This is a genomic window from Providencia sp. PROV200, from assembly GCF_049901995.1.
Lineage (GTDB): Bacteria > Pseudomonadota > Gammaproteobacteria > Enterobacterales > Enterobacteriaceae > Providencia > Providencia rettgeri_E.
Genome location: NZ_CP096308.1, coordinates 156,919 through 171,678 on the forward strand (window position 1 = coordinate 156,919; position 14,760 = coordinate 171,678).

Below are 14,760 nucleotides of genomic sequence, written 5' to 3' on the forward strand. Positions count from 1 at the left end.
CAGCGGTTAGTCCCACCGGATAATAATTCTATTTCCAGTGAGGTACCCCATGACAAGTTTAGCCATCTACGAACCCAACCCCGCCACTGAATTTCAGCCGATACTTCCTCTGTATCAAGCTATAGATGGTCATCATGCCGGTATAACCCCACACGAAGGGTTTCGTCTGTTCAACGCACTTACGCAACTACTCGCAGAATACCACGATGCACGTAGCGAAATTGACTCATTGCACCTCGTCGTTATGGGTAAACGTCATAGCCAGGCATTTCGTTATTTTACTGACGGATGTAACAACTCGATAGGGACAACATTGGCCGTTGATTGTCTGTTTGATCTCCAGCGAGCCACCTGCGCATTGGATGAGTCCTTCTGGCAAAAAGTATTGGATCTCACTGGTGTACGTAATTTTATGCCAACCGCCCGGAAAGACGAGTGGTACAACACGCTTAGGCAGTGGCGCAAAGCATCTCCAGATCGACTTGCCGCCCTACGGCCTGTTGCCTTCACAGAAGAGAATGTGCTCGCCACTGCAAAAAGCCTGACCACTGAGAAAAAAGATTATTTCGCAGAAATGGTCGAAGGCGTATTCAAAAAACTGTCAGTGTTTCACAAAACTAACAAGGCTCAAGGTTTTAGTCCGAAGATGGTGATCACCAATTGCCTGCCATGCCGCGACTATAAACGCGGTTATGACAATATGGATTACCTCAGCGATCTGCGTAAAATCATCGGCCTCATGCAAGGCCGTCCTGGCGCTGAAATCGTGAATAAGTGGGCGTTGGAGCAATCCCTCAGCAGTAACGTGGGAGAATGGATATCGGTAGACGGTGGCGCGCTGACCTGTAAAGGCTTCCTTAACGGCAATGTACATATTCAGGTCTCCGAGACTGTTTGCGATGACCTCAATACGGTACTGGCTTACCGTATGCCAGGCCTCATCCCTCAATTCAAAGAGAGAGGAAAAACCAACAAGGCACCTCGAAACACGCAATACACGGGCGATTTAATTGATTACCGGATTGCGTTCCCAACCTGCACAGAATTGGCTGAAATGGCCCGAAACAACCAACACAGTGCGAAGCAATATGGTGCGGCTCCATTTACTATCGTGATGCCCCGACCATACCAATACACCGACTTGGTAAAAAAGGAACTTGATAGTATCTTCCGTATCCTTGGCGCGGTGGAGGTAAAGCCTGAAGTCTACGAGTTTGAATTCTGGCCGATGGACGCGTTTAAAGCGATCGCAATCAGTGGTACCTTGCCCGACCAAAAAACACATCAGTTCTACCCTACAACGGGGGACCTCCAGAAAGCGGCTATGGACGAATGCGACCCGCGTGAGGGTGATACTTTACTTGAACCCAGCATCGGCTTTGGTGCGCTACTTCGCAATTTGCCAGAAGGTGTTAAGGTGATCGGGGTCGAGGCAAACAATGTCGCAGCCATGTGCTCTCGCTTGCGCTGGGATACCCACCAGCAAGATTTCCTCAGTACCACGGTAACGCAACTGGGCCTATTTGAGCGTGTGTTAATGAATCCTCCATACTCCGACAATCGTTGGAAATTGCACCTACAGCATGCGCAGCAGTTTGTTAAGAGTGAAGGGCGTATTGTGGTTATCTTACCTGGAAGCGCTACTGACGAAAGTATTCAGGCGTTGATAGATCGTGAGTGTGATGTACATCAGGTCGGCCAATATGAAAATGCCTTTGAAGGAACTGGAGTGCAAGTTAGACTATTTACTATTGATTTCCATTAATATTCTCGGCCGTTAATGGGATTTGCCATAACGGCCGCACTGGTAAACCTATGAGTAAAACCGACTACGTTCTCCGAGCATTATCAAAAATTTCACACAAGCGCTGGGAGCACTACATCATTAATAGAATCTTTCACAAGTTGGATGATCCGCAGCTTGAGTTCGTTTGCCAGCAGTGCATCCGTAAGGAAGGAGAATCTGGAAAGATTTACCTTGCTGATCTGCTTTTCCCTCAACTTAAGCTGTATCTTGAGATAGACGAAGCACACCATGACAGCGATGATGCAAAAAAGGCTGACGGTATTCGTCGGTTAGATATTTTGGAAGCGACCGGATTTATTGAAAAACGCATTCCGACCAATAACCTAACCCTGGATGCCATCAATCAACTCGTTGACGAATTTATCCAGTTCGTCAGGGATAGAAAAGCCCAGCTGGAAATGCAAGGTTTGTTCCTCTCCTGGGACTATGAAGAACGCTATACTGCTCAAAAACATATTGATGCAGGTTTCCTGGAGGCGGGACCTTACGCTGTATTCAGATATCATCGTGATGCTTTACAGTGCTTTGGCTATGGAGATAAAGGCCACCATCAATCAGGAGGCTGGCGATTACCCAAAGCCGCTGTAGAAGCAATAGGGTTGACCGGGGATGTGATGGTTTGGTTTCCACGTTTATACAAGGCAGGAGAATGGGATAATTCACTTTCCATTAATGGCGATCTGATAAGGGAAGAAAGCCTTAATCCTGAGCGTAACTATAAGGAAACATGGTGTTACCGCATCGTAATGGCTCATTCGCGCGATGAACTGAATCGAACGCTATATCGATTTCTGGGGGTTTTCACCCAAGACGAGTCTGAATCAACTGAAGGCGTTAATGTTTTCAAGCGGGTAGATACACGCGTGAAGGTTTTTTCAGGGCAAAAATAGCACCGCGTTTTGTCGCCCATTTTACTTCGTCACAGGTTCACCTCATCTTAAAATGACGTCACACATAGGCAGGCATGTGGGTTCCAATGCCTGCCTTTTTTTATCTGCTGTTCATTTTTCTTCAGGACAATAGCGTGACTCAGTTTGTAAATTTGCGTGGAAAGCGACTGGCTTTCTCAGCCAATGAATCAACTTGCATTCCTCCTGGTGCTTCAGGCCTTATCTACCCGCAAGGGGCAGGGTTTATCATCACCGATGAGCAGGGGGCTGAAAGACTCTTCATCGAACATGACAAAGCCACAGGTATCTCCTGGTTCTTGAAAGTTGGCCGTCGTGGCGTTCGTCGCTGGTTTGAGCCGACTAACGATGAAACGCTCTATCATTTTGGGTTAGATGTTCTCGACTATAGCGCCTCGATCATTCTTGCCGGTCGTGTCCACCAGCAGTGTAAAAAGTACCTATCAATGACAGCCTCGAAATAAATCATCCTCCATTCTGCGTTGAAATTCTGAAAGAAAAGGAGGTCATTTCGATCTCCTTTGCATTCTTTGTCAGCAGTAGTTGCATGAGACAATTAACCCATTCGAAACCATTTAGGAAGAGTCATGGGTAACTTTAAATATTGGTTAAAGCTGGTGGTATACCGCTTCACATTGAGCAACGAAGATCTGGCCCAGTGCCTGGCTGACCGTCAGAGCATGGACGAGTTTCGCCGTAAAGCCTCGGATGTGAAGCAGCGTATGAAACTGCATGAACTCGCCGGGGGGCGTTGCAATGAAGATGGTGGGGAGGGAGTCCCGTTAACATTCCAGGGCGTTACTCTTAAGGCCTATCGTCCTGCCGAACGGACCGCCTTGCTCTCAACAACCTCTAACTCCAACGTTGTTGACCTCAATACCCGCCGAAAGCGCCGTGACCTCACCAATGTTATTTCCCACGCTTCGCCTCAAAAGCGTTGCGGCCAATAACCAACCTTCAAATAAGGGATGTCCAATGTCCAAAATGCGACACGCGAAAGTTAGCACCCGTTCGATCAAATCCATTTTCACCGAAACGTGTAAATCCTTTTTGAGCCCTTACGGTTTGCTCATGTTGATAGTCCCGACCTTTATCGGCGGAGGATTGCTTTCTTTGCTAATGCAGCGGCTTTCTATGGCCGATATCGGCTTTTTTATCCTCCAACCTGTTTTCATCACCTCGCTGGTGATGATGACCCTGACACAACAGAAAATCACGGGCAAAAGACTGCCATTTAAAAATCACATTCGGAACCTGATTGTGACTTTGTTTACTGGCCTTATTGCCACACTCTTGCTGGTATTTGTGCTTTGGTGCCTCAGCCTCTACATGCCGACAGCCAGCGCTGCCGCAAGTAATGCTCAAGTACCAGTACCGTTATCAACCCCTCCAGCCGTTCAGTCCCAGGGGTTCTTTTCATTGTTCCCAGTCTACTTCAACATGTACAGTCTGGTGACGTTCACGACCTTGCTCGTCCTGCCAATGATGATCATGTTCGTGGGGGCTGTAGTGTGTTGTGAAGGGGCGTTGTTCAGCAACTTCAAGGCCGTCGTCTTGGCCGTGTTCCGCAATGTCAGCATCATGATTGCCACTTCCATGCTATCCCTTGCCATGTTCGCACTGTGGTCGTACACGTCACTTAATAGTGACTGGCTGGTTTACACTGCGATCGTGCCCATTGCGCTAATCACTGCGGCTATCCATCGCATTGCCGTGCTGGCTTTACCCGTCGAAATGAAACCGTGAGGTTAACAATGAAAAGTTCTATCGCTATATTCATCGCGGTGCTCTCTCTGGGGTCTATTCCGGCTCAATCTGCACCTTTGCCGAAAGAATCCATAGGCGAAATTGCAGGCTCGCATGGCGCTGTACTCGCCGCAATCGCACAGTGCCGAGCCTACATTGAAAGCCCCAGTTCGCGCGGCAAAGAAATTGCCCGACAAATGCAGCGGGCGTTATCTAAAGCGCTAGGTGCTGAACAGGATTCTGATGAAAGGGCGCAGGCAATGACCGACTATATGCAGGAAACCGTTGAGAAATACACCGGCCAGCTAAAAACTCAGTTCGATGAGATCGGCGCAAGTTCAGATTTTCGTCGCGAGAAATGCGAGCAACTGATTGCCGGGAGCATTGCGCGTGCTGAACAAATAGACATCAAGCACGGGGTTAAATGATGATGTATGTGCTGATCGCGGCTGTCCTGATCTTGGTCCGTTTACTGTATGTTCAGGACAATAAAAACCGCGATTATCAATGGAAAATCACCAATGAAATGATAGTTAAGAGTGACGCTCTTAGTATCGTGATATCACCACATCACATTGGTGCGATGCCTGTATTGATCAGGGCATTGGTGAGAAGCCTTGAACACAACCGTGCTGCGGCCACGGCTTATCTACAACTTAATATTCCAATCAGCCCTGAAGCCAATGTCGCCGCATGTGAACTTCGATACGCGCAGGCCAGCGCTAAGCAAGCCCTATGTCGTGTCATCCTGTTGCTTACTGAATTGGAGAGGAAAGGGCAAATAGTTCGTCGGCTGGTGGACGATTTTCGAGCAACGGATTTGGATGCCGATGATGTCTTTACCGCTTTGGATGAACGCTACCCCTCTGATGAGCAACACACACCATTCATGCGTTTAAGCGATGTAATCCCAGGGCACTGGAACATAGGCGGTCAGCAATGAATAAGTTTCGCATTACCCATACATACGCCACCCGAAAAGATGATTTTTACGCAATAGAAACCATGATGAACTTGCACCAGGTGGATCTGGCTGTTGCTTACCTTCAGTTCATGCACTTCAACCTGCCGACCTTCAATTTCCTCAATGACGGGTTATGTGAATTGGATGTCATCGTGTTAATGCACCGTATATACGGCGCAAATATCATTACTGACCGCACTGCAATCAAGGCAGAGGTTGATCTCTATGTGAACTGGGAACATCAGTTAAGTCGCATTCATAAGACACTTCCTGAGTTACACGAGATAGCAAGGCCCGGCGTAAATGAAGGTATCCTGTTCCACCTGTGGGAAATGGGTAATCGGATCTTGCCGATGCTTAAGCAAACCAACCAGGCCTTGTACGATGAAGCCCTTCTTCAACTGCCACGTATTGATAGAGTGCTCAAAGGAACCTCTGTTGACCCCGCATGGGGCTGGGAATCTTTCGATGGCGAACGATGTGATGGTAATCTATATACCAAGCAGTCAACCCCTGACTTCCTTGTGAGGCTTTTTTGATGAATCGCCTAAGTGAGTTACCAAAAGGCGCTTTTTGGCCGCACTTGCTTGATGCTATTCGGCGCGATGTCTATGCCCAATTTGGTGGTGTTCTGGCCGTCCGGCAAGATGAAGTCAAGCGCGGCGTATCAACACCAGAGCTGGCTGCTACGCTGTTGAACGAGTACGCTTCCGGCCTTTGTATGTCTCTCGACATTGTCGGTGTGGAGCACGATTTACCACGAATGATGGCCGAGGCGGTCCGCAGTATCGACCCTAACTTCATGCTCAACACTACTCGCCGCTGGAAAGGTGCATCGATTATTTATACGGAACAGAAATGAACATTAAAAAATTGTTTGCCGTTAAAAAACCTTGCGCAAATTGTCCGTTCAGAACGACGGGAGGGATCCCGTTGACAGAGGGCCGTCTGGATGACATTAAGCGCACATTGCTTTCTTCTGATCAGGAGGTTTTTTTCTGCCACAAGACAACCTACCAGGGCGGTGCTGAAGACAGAGAGGAAGGGCAGTATCAGTCTTCAGGCCGTGAATCCTATTGTATGGGAGCAATGGCTTGGCTGTATGCAAATAACCAATTAAATCTTACAACCCGATTAGGTCTCCTTCTAGGCAACGTTGCCATTGACGAACTGGAAGTCGCCACAAAGGTCATTAATACCACTGCCCCATAAAAACTACCCTGTTGTGTAGGTTAAACCTGTAAGAATTGGCTATATGCTTTGAGCGTCCTAGCCAAAACAACCATCTCACAGGTTTAACGATGAATTTCTTACATCATGCATCTTCCGCACCGCTATGTAACAGCACTCAGCACGTCTTAGATAAACTAAACATGCATCACAGGGTTGTTCAAATGAGCGATTCCGATGGTGTAATGTCTCTATTCAGTGAACATCCCATTTCTAACAATGTCATCTATCACTCCCTGGGGGAGTGCTCAGACCCAGAGGCTGCATTTTTAAAACTCACGACTCAATTTCTTGAGCTTGAGCAGGCAGGAAAAACTGTTCTGAGCCTAATTCACTCAGACAATCTACCAGCAGTAGCCGCAGCGCTGAATGCCGGACTCAGTCCCAGTGGATTGATAGCGTTTAAAGATCCCAGGGGCGCTGATATCGATATTGTTGAACTGCATTATTCCAGCGCTAAATCTGGTCACGAATCCTTCACTCCATTCCCGCAAGAAGGCCTTACCGATGGCGTGGTAACGCTACGCATTTCAGCCCGACCCGATGGGCATCGTATGTTCCAAGACCACTACGACTCTGTCACTCGTTTTTGGTCTATCTATCCTGACATCCCATTCTCTCAGTTTGATAAAGACTGCCGTCTGGCAGGCCTATATTGGCTACTGGGGGAAAAAATGATGCTGTCTATTTTCGAAAATGAGACACAAGAATTAATTGGTCGGATCAGCCTTCGGCCTGTAGTGCCACCCAAGGTTGGTGATGTTGGCTACGGCGTTTTTTCAGGGTTCAGAGGAAAGGGGTATGCATCTCAGGCCCTGAAATTGCTTTCTGAGTGGCTGATGACTGATGGAGGATTTAATCGCCTTGAATTAGGAGTTAAACCCGAAAATGTGGCCTCCAAAAAAGTCGCGCTCAAGGCAGGCTATGTACATGAAGGAGTCAGTAAACACAGACTAATTAATCAAGATGGCACTTTCAGTGACCAACTAAGTTACGTCAAAACCAAACTCTGAAACACCAACCTTTCAACATAAGAGAATACCATGAAAGAAGATTTCCTTAGCTATATTGCATCGCGTGTAGATGGTGAGTGCGTTGTCAGGGCAAAACGGCTACCAGATAACGTCAGTGCTTTTCGACGTAGAAAAATTAAAGGCATTTTACGTCCAAACTCACTCATAGACCTCCAGCAAATAGTGATAGGTGCAAGTGAGTTTCCTAACACCCGGCTGCATCCTGTCAGCATTGGGTACAACTGGGGCCTGGGCTCTAGGGAGGATGTTGCGGACGGTAGCTACCTTGTTGAGTTACAAAAATTAAATGCAGTACGGAAAATTGATACAGACCAAGGCTGGGCAATTATTGAGCCTGGCGTGACCCAAGGCGAACTGTCTGAGCTGTTAATCGGCACCCAAAAAATGTTGAACATTACAGCATCTTCCGCTCACTCCAGCTTCCTCGGCAATGCCTTGGACAGAGGGGTGGGACTTCGTCATCAACGAACTGAAGACCTTGTCGGCATTGAAGTCCTGTTGCCGACGGGAAAAATCATCCGTGTTGGCTGGTGGCCCGGAAGTGTTGAAACGCCTATATACCCGCATGGTGTAGGCCCCTCATTAGTGCAGTTTTTTACGCAATCTAGTTTTGGTGTTGTTACGGCAGGGGTAATAAAACTACATACCCGCCCTGAAAGTACACATGTAGTCCGATTTAACTTCAGCCGAAAGTTGCTTTCACCAGCAATACAAACATTGAAGAAATGGGTGGCTAACGGCCTGAGTAGCGGCGTATTGAAGATCTATGACACCACGGCCAACTCAACCTATGGCGGTAGTGACGGATTATATACCGTTCACTTGTGTGTGGACGGTCTATCTGACGATGTCTCGCAACGAATCGGTTTGATTAAAAAATTGTGCGAATCTTCGCAGGTATTTACAAATGTGACATCGAATTCGGTAACTGAAGGTAATTATCCTGGGCCTGATGTGATCGCTAATTTGGTTGAAGCTGCCCATGTTGGCGATTCATCCCTAAATGACACTCTGCTTAGAAAAACGCTGGGAGCTAGACACGACAAAGTTGATACAGGTGGCACTGGCTGGATCTTTTTCCTTCCGTTGATTCCTTTCACTGCTGATGCGCTGGAAATGGCCTATCAGCTAATTGATGAAGTTCACAACGAAACCGGAGTTCTTTGCGGGGCTACGATCAACGCCCTTAGTGGTGATGTCATAGACCTGGTTGTCTCAATCGCTTTTAAGAAAAGCGAAAAAGAGTCGGCAGATTCATTGACCGCTTTAAGTAAATTACATGAAAAATTTACGGCGCAAGGATTTATCCCTTACCGGCTAGGTGTTGAACATGCCAAGTGGGCGGATCCAATTACTCCTGGTGTGGGTGAAAGAAGCTTTGTTCGTGAATTAAAGCAATTCATTGACCCCAATAACATTATCAGTAATGACAGATATTTATAGGTGATCGCAATGCACGCAATCTCATTCGAATCATTGTTACTTAATGCAAAAAAGCTGGCAAAGGAAGTTTCAGCTGAAGGTGGTGTACTTGAAGAACAGCGCCGACTACCTCCCCATATTGTTAACAAACTCAGGGAGATTGGCGTATTCAGGATGAATTTCCCATTAGGATGGGGAGGGCTGGAATTAACCTCACCTCAGCAAACCCAGGTTATCGAGCAACTGGCTATTGGTGATGCTGCTGTGGCTTGGTGTGCAATGATCGGCAGTGACTCAGGTATTTACTCAGGCTTTATAGATGAGCCTGTGGCGCGTGATATGTTCACCGTTGACTCGATTACGGCAGGCTGGATACATCCTCAAGGTAAAGCAGAGATAGTGCCTGGTGGATATCGTGTTTCCGGCCGCTGGCGGTTTGGCAGTGGCTTAAGTCATTGCGATATACTCAGCGCAGGGTGTTTCGTTTATCAGGATGGTAATCAGGTCGTTGATCGCCACGGAGCGCCAATTTGGCGGGTTATGATGGCAAAACCTGATGAGTACGAATTACACGATAACTGGCACACGACTGGTCTTGCCGGAAGTGGAAGTCGTGATTATGGTGCCAATAACATGTTCGTTCCCTACGAGCACAGTTTTAGTTTCAATGAGCCTTATCGCAAAGGGCCTTTACACGATGTTCCTGATGCTATCCTGCGCAACATGGCAGGAATACCACTCGGGATGGCGCGTGCTGCTCTGGACTATGCGATCAGCCTTGCTGAGCACAAATACGACCGCTCACTGTCGGTTTCGTGGAAAAAAAGTCCACGAGTGCAGGCGGTTCTTGCACGGTGTGAAATTGAGCTCTATAGCGCACGATGTGCCGTTTATTCATCACTGAATGAGCAATGGGATGGCCTTGTAGGTAAAGAGCCGCTGAGCAACGCTCACCGCATTACAGTTGCCCTGGCAAGGCAACAAGCATTCAAGGTTTCCCGTCAAATCATCTCAACCATTTATGACTTGGTGGGCGGTGCTTCGATATATAAAAACGAAACACCGATGGATAAATGGTTGCGCGACAGTTACACCATGAATCAGCACGCTGTTGCCAGTGAGTCTATTGTTCAGCAGTGTGGACAATTTCTACTAAACAACCATTCAAACAACCTGTTCATTTGATGTTTATTGGCTGGGTCATCCCCAGCCTTTAACGTGAGGCAAAAATGGTAACGGCAACTGTATCAAGCATGAGAGCTCTAAACTCTTACATCTATCGTGTAGTGATTCGACTTGAATCTGAACTAAATTATCAGCCCGGTCAATATGTTCAGGTTATTCTAAATTGCGGCCGATCTGGGTATTTTTCGATAGCTTCTCCCGAAAACTCAGGTGAGGTGATCGAGTTACATATCGCCGACACAAGGAAGCATGATAGTTTTCTCAAAAAACTAAAGGTCGGTGATGACGTTGTTGTTGCCGGGCCTATGGGGAACGCCTGGCTTCGTTCAGACAGCGGTAGGCCTGTCATCGTTCTGGCCTTTGGTTCTGGTTATTCTTATGCTCGCTCTATTTTACTCACTGAAGCAAATAAAGATTCGGAACGAAAGATAAGTTTTTACTGGGGTGTTCAGAATGAAAATGATTTTTATGAAAGAGATATTCTGGAGTCTCTACCTACGCGATTTACAGTGAATTTTCACCTGTTGAATCAAGCGCCAGGCTTCCCGGACATTATGAGTGCTTTGCTTGTGAAGTTATCAAATGCACATGCTTGCCTGGTGGATTACGATGTGTATTTGGTTGGTAAGCGGGATTACTGCTTGTTTGTTAGGGGCGAGATTTGTGAAAAACTCAGCGCGCTGCCCGAGCGGGTGTATGGTGACTCTTTCTGAAGCTATTTCTCCACTTAAAAATAGCCAGAAGTCTTTTTTAACGTAGTTATGGCTTGTCTCATATTGCTAGAATTCAATTTGGTTAGGATATTCTTAACGTGAAATTTTATAGTGTTCTCAGAAATTGATAGAGTCTGAGCGATCTCTTTGTAGGTTTTTCCATGTCCGGACAGTTGCAGCACCTGTAGTTCCCTGCTGCTAAGGATGTGTTGTTCTATTTCAGCCACTTCATTTTTTTTGGTTAACATCATCTCATGTAGGGTTATGATTTTTCTATATATATTATCATTTATTGGATGATGAGGTCGCTGGAGTTCGCTGGATGAATTGTCATTCCAAACACTAAAGGCCACTACGTTATCCATGTGGTCATGCAAAGGTATTGTGTATCCATTCAGTACACCAGGAATGGCATGGTCGGATATCTGAATATTTCTGACATCCTGATATGGTTTGCTACCAGCATCAGCCCAGTGAAAAGGCTGTATACTTTTTTTAGCACATGTCATGATAGGGTCTATGTGATGATATGATAGTTTTTCGTATCTAACCTGCCAGTGTGGTGGAAAGTTCGAGACGATTACGGAACCACCTTTTTTGCTTTTAGGCTGGACCGCATAGGAGAAGCCTTTGCATCCTAGCGCATCTGAAACCTTCAAAATTTGTTCAATAATATCAACGTCATCCAAGCTAAATAACCGTTTCACCGTAACCTCAGAGTACACAGCTATGACTACTCTTAGGATACCCGTCGTTCATTCAAAAATCATCATGATCTATGATAATGAAAGAATTCGTTACTTCTGAAAATTGATTTTTTTAGAATATTCAATTCTAATAAAATGTTCCTAAAAATATTTTGTTAGGTTAAAGTTCCGCGAGAATTTCAATTATGAATAAAAATAAATTTCAACTATGTGACATTTCAGACCAGATCCTATTGTCATTAAATGCAAAACCTCCGCGTAGAATCAGTCTAACCCAACAAGTTGAAAATCGTCTAAAATGCGCCTTAATTCTGGGGTTTCTTGCTCCAGGCCAAAAGATGATCACCAAGGAAATTGCAGAATCTTTAAACATGAGCATTACTCCTGTAAGAGAAGCACTGGTAAGGCTTTCTTCGTATGGAGCGTTACATGTTTCACCTTCCCACGCTTTTTTGGTTCCGGATATTCATCCTGATCGACTTATTGAATTGATGGGCATACGGAAGATGCTAGAACTACCCGCCATCACTCGTTCAATAAATATCATGTCTGACGAAGCGCTTAATTCACTGGTGGAATTGACGCTCGAACTCGAAGCGGCACACTTGTCGGGGGACATTAAAACCGCCGTTCTATTGCATTGGGCGTTGAGACTGCGGATGTTTACGCTTTCTGATTCCCCTGAGCTTATGGCGTTGATTACACAGCTTTGGGTAAGTGTGGGGCCTAGCTTCCACTTCCTCTATGAAACAACTTCCTTAGAGGAATGGCCTAAATATTATTATCCTTTGCGCGATGCTCTTATCAACAGAAATGCAGATCTTATAATTAAGATATTTACGAACTCCATCGACAGTGGTATGAAATTGTATATGGATATTCACGGGGAAGGTTGAGGTGATGCGGTTACTTGAATTCATTCATTACATGTACCGCAACCAAAAAAATAAGCTGCTCATCGCAATATTTATAATCGCCTTAATCATAGTCCGACTTGTTAGTCTGGGTGTTGATGCTACGACATTGCTTGGCTTCATACTTGGCCTTGCCTTTTTAATGTTAATGGGCAGGCAAAAGGCCGTAAGGACAATCGTTATATTGGTTGGTATGCCTTGTATTTTACTCGCTACCATCGCAGGCTATCACCCCCCAGAAGGATATCAGAGCAGCATTTCAGGCTTTGTCGCGGGTGGGTTTATCATGCTTCTGTATCGCGAGTATATTCTTTACCGGAATACCATCACAAAATAGCAACTAGACAATCATTCGCACCTGAATAATAATACTGTATATATTTACAGTTATTCAAAAGGTGGCGTTATGCAATTTTCATTATGTGAATTACCAGCGGGGATAAAACTGCCTTTTTTCGAGGCGCTCATTCCCGCAGGCTTTCCCTCCCCAGCCGCTGATTACGCCAAAAAAAACATAGACTTAAACGAATTATTAATAACACACCCGGCGGGAACCTATTTTTTGAGGGTATCAGGTACATCAATGATCGACGCCAATATTAGCGATGGTGACATTGTTATCGTAGACAGTAGCCTACAGGCGCATGACGGAAACATTATCATCGCTTCCATAGATGGCGAATTTACTATCAAAAAACTCCAAAAAACGCCGTATCCAGCACTTATCCCGATGAACCCAAGTTTTTCTCCAATTCCTATAGCTGATTGGGCTGAGTTCACCGTCTTTGGGGTTGTGACCTACGTTATTCACAAAACGTTATGATGTTTGCTCACTGCGACATTAACAGTTTTTATTGTTCGTGCGAGTCTGCTTTTAACCCGCGCCTCCAGGGCTTACCTATTGTTGTTCTGGCAAATAATGACCATATCGTAATCTCACGTTCAAAGGAGGCAAAGGCGCTGGGTATTAAAATGGGGGCTCTGTACTTTGAAAATGCAAATTTCTTTAAAAAAAACAATGTTCAAGTCTTCTCTTCAAATTACACCTTGTACCAGGATGTATCAGACAGAACTATGTCTGTGTTATCCACTTTTGCAGATGTCATGGAAGTATACTCAATAGACGAGGCCTTTCTGATCGTGCCAGAAAGTAAAAGGTTAGGGGGGTACGAGGAATTTGGCCGGGCCATCCAAAAAGACATTTTGCAAATTGCACATGTTCCTATTGGCGTTGGTTTTGGTCCGACAAAAACACTCGCCAAGCTGGCTAATCATGCGGCAAAGCGCTGGAGCAAAACCGGGGGCGTAGTCGAATTAAGCCAAAAAACCAGACAAAGAAAATTGATGTCATTATTACCGGTTGATGAGATTTGGGGGGTGGGTCGTCGCATTTCTGCCAAGCTGCGTATGATGGGCATTAATACCGCGTTAGAGTTGGCTGATGCTAATATCGCTACGATCCGAAAAACCTTCGGCGTTGTCGTTGAAAGGACGGTTCGTGAGCTCAACGGTGAGTCCTGTATTGAAATAGAAGAAGTGCGAAAAGTTAAAGAGCAAATTATTTCCTCGAAATCTTTTGGCAAAAAAGTTCAATGCTATGACGAAATGCACCAGGCAATTTGTTCCTATGCAGAGAGAGCGAGTGAGAAATTGAGGGCTGAAAAGCAACTGTGTGGCGTCGTCAGTGTATTCCTTGGCACAAGCCATTATTCGCCAGGCCCTTTGTATAGCAATCGGGCTACTGAGCGTCTGGTGTACGCTAGCGCAGACACAAGAGATATCATTAATGCCGCAGTTAAAGCTCTGGGGGCAATTTGGAGGGAAGGGTATCAATACCACCGAGCAGGCGTGATGCTGTCTGATTTTTCCGGTTCAAATGTTACTCAGTTCGACCTTTTTTCCACCGCCAAACCTTTTAAAAGAAGTGAAGAGTTGATGGCTCTATTGGATAACATGAATCGATCTGGAAAATTCAATATTGGCTTTGCTGGAAAAGGATGTGACCCATCCTGGGGAATGACGCGCGGCATGCTGTCTCCGGAATATACAACAAACGTCAATGACCTCCCGATTGCGAAGGTGCGTTGATCGTCAGGAAGGCATTGAAAAGGGTGCTTGCATCACCGAACA

General features: G+C 45.9%; 19 protein-coding genes. 18 read left to right on the forward strand and 1 reads right to left on the reverse strand.

Annotation, left to right across the window (positions count from 1 at the left end):
• Positions 1–49: 49 nt before the first annotated feature.
• The 14 genes from M1E86_RS20690 to M1E86_RS20755 all read left to right on the forward strand — a co-directional run bounded on the left by M1E86_RS20690 (position 50) and on the right by M1E86_RS20755 (position 11,009).
• Entirely contained in the window at positions 50–1,765 is a 1,716-nt protein-coding gene (locus M1E86_RS20690) for a DUF4942 domain-containing protein (RefSeq protein ID WP_052219395.1), read from the forward strand.
• Between the two features lie 50 nt (positions 1,766–1,815).
• Positions 1,816–2,697 carry an AbaSI family restriction endonuclease gene (locus M1E86_RS20695; RefSeq protein ID WP_042847328.1) on the forward strand — a complete coding sequence of 294 codons (882 nt, stop codon included), beginning with the start codon at positions 1,816–1,818 and terminating at the stop codon, positions 2,695–2,697.
• 134 nt (positions 2,698–2,831) lie between these two features.
• A complete protein-coding gene (locus M1E86_RS20700; RefSeq protein ID WP_144139272.1) occupies positions 2,832–3,179 on the forward strand; it encodes a hypothetical protein in 348 nt (115 codons plus the stop codon).
• 123 nt (positions 3,180–3,302) lie between these two features.
• Positions 3,303–3,665, forward strand: a complete 363-nt coding sequence (locus M1E86_RS20705; protein WP_042847325.1) for a hypothetical protein — start codon at positions 3,303–3,305, stop codon at positions 3,663–3,665.
• A 25-nt stretch (positions 3,666–3,690) separates the two neighbouring features.
• Positions 3,691–4,461, forward strand: a complete 771-nt coding sequence (locus M1E86_RS20710) for a hypothetical protein (RefSeq protein ID WP_042847323.1) — start codon at positions 3,691–3,693, stop codon at positions 4,459–4,461.
• Between the two features lie 8 nt (positions 4,462–4,469).
• Complete coding sequence (locus M1E86_RS20715; protein WP_042847321.1) at positions 4,470–4,889, forward strand: hypothetical protein; 420 nt, start codon at positions 4,470–4,472, stop codon at positions 4,887–4,889.
• Positions 4,890–4,921: 32 nt separating this feature from the next.
• Positions 4,922–5,404, forward strand: a complete 483-nt coding sequence (locus tag M1E86_RS20720) for a hypothetical protein (protein ID WP_166267802.1) — start codon at positions 4,922–4,924, stop codon at positions 5,402–5,404.
• Positions 5,401–5,964: a hypothetical protein gene (locus M1E86_RS20725; RefSeq protein WP_042847318.1), complete on the forward strand. Its 564-nt coding sequence runs from the start codon at positions 5,401–5,403 to the stop codon at positions 5,962–5,964. The genes M1E86_RS20720 and M1E86_RS20725 overlap by 4 nt, the downstream gene beginning before the upstream one ends.
• A complete protein-coding gene (locus M1E86_RS20730) occupies positions 5,964–6,287 on the forward strand; it encodes a hypothetical protein (RefSeq protein ID WP_042847315.1) in 324 nt (107 codons plus the stop codon). Before M1E86_RS20725 ends, M1E86_RS20730 begins: the two co-directional genes overlap by 1 nt.
• A gap of 71 nt (positions 6,288–6,358) precedes the next feature.
• Positions 6,359–6,637, forward strand: coding sequence for a hypothetical protein (locus M1E86_RS20735; protein ID WP_226617167.1), 279 nt, complete (start codon positions 6,359–6,361; stop codon positions 6,635–6,637).
• Between the two features lie 182 nt (positions 6,638–6,819).
• Positions 6,820–7,668 (forward strand): GNAT family N-acetyltransferase, encoded by an 849-nt coding sequence (locus M1E86_RS20740; protein ID WP_166267800.1) that lies wholly within the window; start codon positions 6,820–6,822, stop codon positions 7,666–7,668.
• Between the two features lie 30 nt (positions 7,669–7,698).
• Positions 7,699–9,132 (forward strand): FAD-binding oxidoreductase, encoded by a 1,434-nt coding sequence (locus M1E86_RS20745; protein ID WP_072035188.1) that lies wholly within the window; start codon positions 7,699–7,701, stop codon positions 9,130–9,132.
• A gap of 9 nt (positions 9,133–9,141) precedes the next feature.
• Entirely contained in the window at positions 9,142–10,296 is a 1,155-nt protein-coding gene (locus tag M1E86_RS20750; protein WP_042847312.1) for an acyl-CoA dehydrogenase family protein, read from the forward strand.
• A gap of 44 nt (positions 10,297–10,340) precedes the next feature.
• Entirely contained in the window at positions 10,341–11,009 is a 669-nt protein-coding gene (locus M1E86_RS20755) for a hypothetical protein (protein WP_042847309.1), read from the forward strand.
• 14 nt (positions 11,010–11,023) lie between these two features.
• Here the strand turns inward: M1E86_RS20755 and M1E86_RS20760 are convergent, their stop codons facing one another.
• Entirely contained in the window at positions 11,024–11,698 is a 675-nt protein-coding gene (locus tag M1E86_RS20760; RefSeq protein WP_162762206.1) for a helix-turn-helix transcriptional regulator, read from the reverse strand.
• Positions 11,699–11,901: 203 nt separating this feature from the next.
• Here M1E86_RS20760 and M1E86_RS20765 point away from each other — a divergent pair, with 203 nt between their 5' ends.
• From M1E86_RS20765 to umuC, 4 genes are all read left to right on the forward strand, one after another.
• Positions 11,902–12,612, forward strand: a complete 711-nt coding sequence (locus M1E86_RS20765; protein WP_166267798.1) for a GntR family transcriptional regulator — start codon at positions 11,902–11,904, stop codon at positions 12,610–12,612.
• Positions 12,613–12,616: 4 nt separating this feature from the next.
• Positions 12,617–12,967 carry a hypothetical protein gene (locus tag M1E86_RS20770; protein ID WP_042847307.1) on the forward strand — a complete coding sequence of 117 codons (351 nt, stop codon included), beginning with the start codon at positions 12,617–12,619 and terminating at the stop codon, positions 12,965–12,967.
• A gap of 69 nt (positions 12,968–13,036) precedes the next feature.
• The gene (gene umuD, locus M1E86_RS20775; RefSeq protein WP_042847304.1) at positions 13,037–13,453 is read left to right on the forward strand and encodes a translesion error-prone DNA polymerase V autoproteolytic subunit; all 417 of its coding nucleotides are present in this window, start codon (positions 13,037–13,039) and stop codon (positions 13,451–13,453) included.
• The gene (gene umuC, locus M1E86_RS20780) at positions 13,453–14,718 is read left to right on the forward strand and encodes a translesion error-prone DNA polymerase V subunit UmuC (protein ID WP_042847494.1); all 1,266 of its coding nucleotides are present in this window, start codon (positions 13,453–13,455) and stop codon (positions 14,716–14,718) included. Before umuD ends, umuC begins: the two co-directional genes overlap by 1 nt.
• Positions 14,719–14,760 lie beyond the last annotated feature (42 nt).

Bases quoted from the DNA above. Each gene is read 5' to 3' on its own strand.
- M1E86_RS20690 (WP_052219395.1), top strand. From the start codon at position 50: ATGACAAGTTTAGCCATCTACGAACCCAACCCCGCCACTGAATTTCAG.
- M1E86_RS20695 (WP_042847328.1), top strand. From the start codon at position 1,816: ATGAGTAAAACCGACTACGTTCTCCGAGCATTATCAAAAATTTCACAC.
- M1E86_RS20705 (WP_042847325.1), top strand. From the start codon at position 3,303: ATGGGTAACTTTAAATATTGGTTAAAGCTGGTGGTATACCGCTTCACA.
- M1E86_RS20710 (WP_042847323.1), top strand. From the start codon at position 3,691: ATGTCCAAAATGCGACACGCGAAAGTTAGCACCCGTTCGATCAAATCC.
- M1E86_RS20715 (WP_042847321.1), top strand. From the start codon at position 4,470: ATGAAAAGTTCTATCGCTATATTCATCGCGGTGCTCTCTCTGGGGTCT.
- M1E86_RS20725 (WP_042847318.1), top strand. From the start codon at position 5,401: ATGAATAAGTTTCGCATTACCCATACATACGCCACCCGAAAAGATGAT.
- M1E86_RS20730 (WP_042847315.1), top strand. From the start codon at position 5,964: ATGAATCGCCTAAGTGAGTTACCAAAAGGCGCTTTTTGGCCGCACTTG.
- M1E86_RS20740 (WP_166267800.1), top strand. From the start codon at position 6,820: ATGAGCGATTCCGATGGTGTAATGTCTCTATTCAGTGAACATCCCATT.
- M1E86_RS20745 (WP_072035188.1), top strand. From the start codon at position 7,699: ATGAAAGAAGATTTCCTTAGCTATATTGCATCGCGTGTAGATGGTGAG.
- M1E86_RS20750 (WP_042847312.1), top strand. From the start codon at position 9,142: ATGCACGCAATCTCATTCGAATCATTGTTACTTAATGCAAAAAAGCTG.
- M1E86_RS20755 (WP_042847309.1), top strand. From the start codon at position 10,341: ATGGTAACGGCAACTGTATCAAGCATGAGAGCTCTAAACTCTTACATC.
- M1E86_RS20765 (WP_166267798.1), top strand. From the start codon at position 11,902: ATGAATAAAAATAAATTTCAACTATGTGACATTTCAGACCAGATCCTA.
- M1E86_RS20770 (WP_042847307.1), top strand. From the start codon at position 12,617: ATGCGGTTACTTGAATTCATTCATTACATGTACCGCAACCAAAAAAAT.
- umuD (WP_042847304.1), top strand. From the start codon at position 13,037: ATGCAATTTTCATTATGTGAATTACCAGCGGGGATAAAACTGCCTTTT.
- umuC (WP_042847494.1), top strand. From the start codon at position 13,453: ATGTTTGCTCACTGCGACATTAACAGTTTTTATTGTTCGTGCGAGTCT.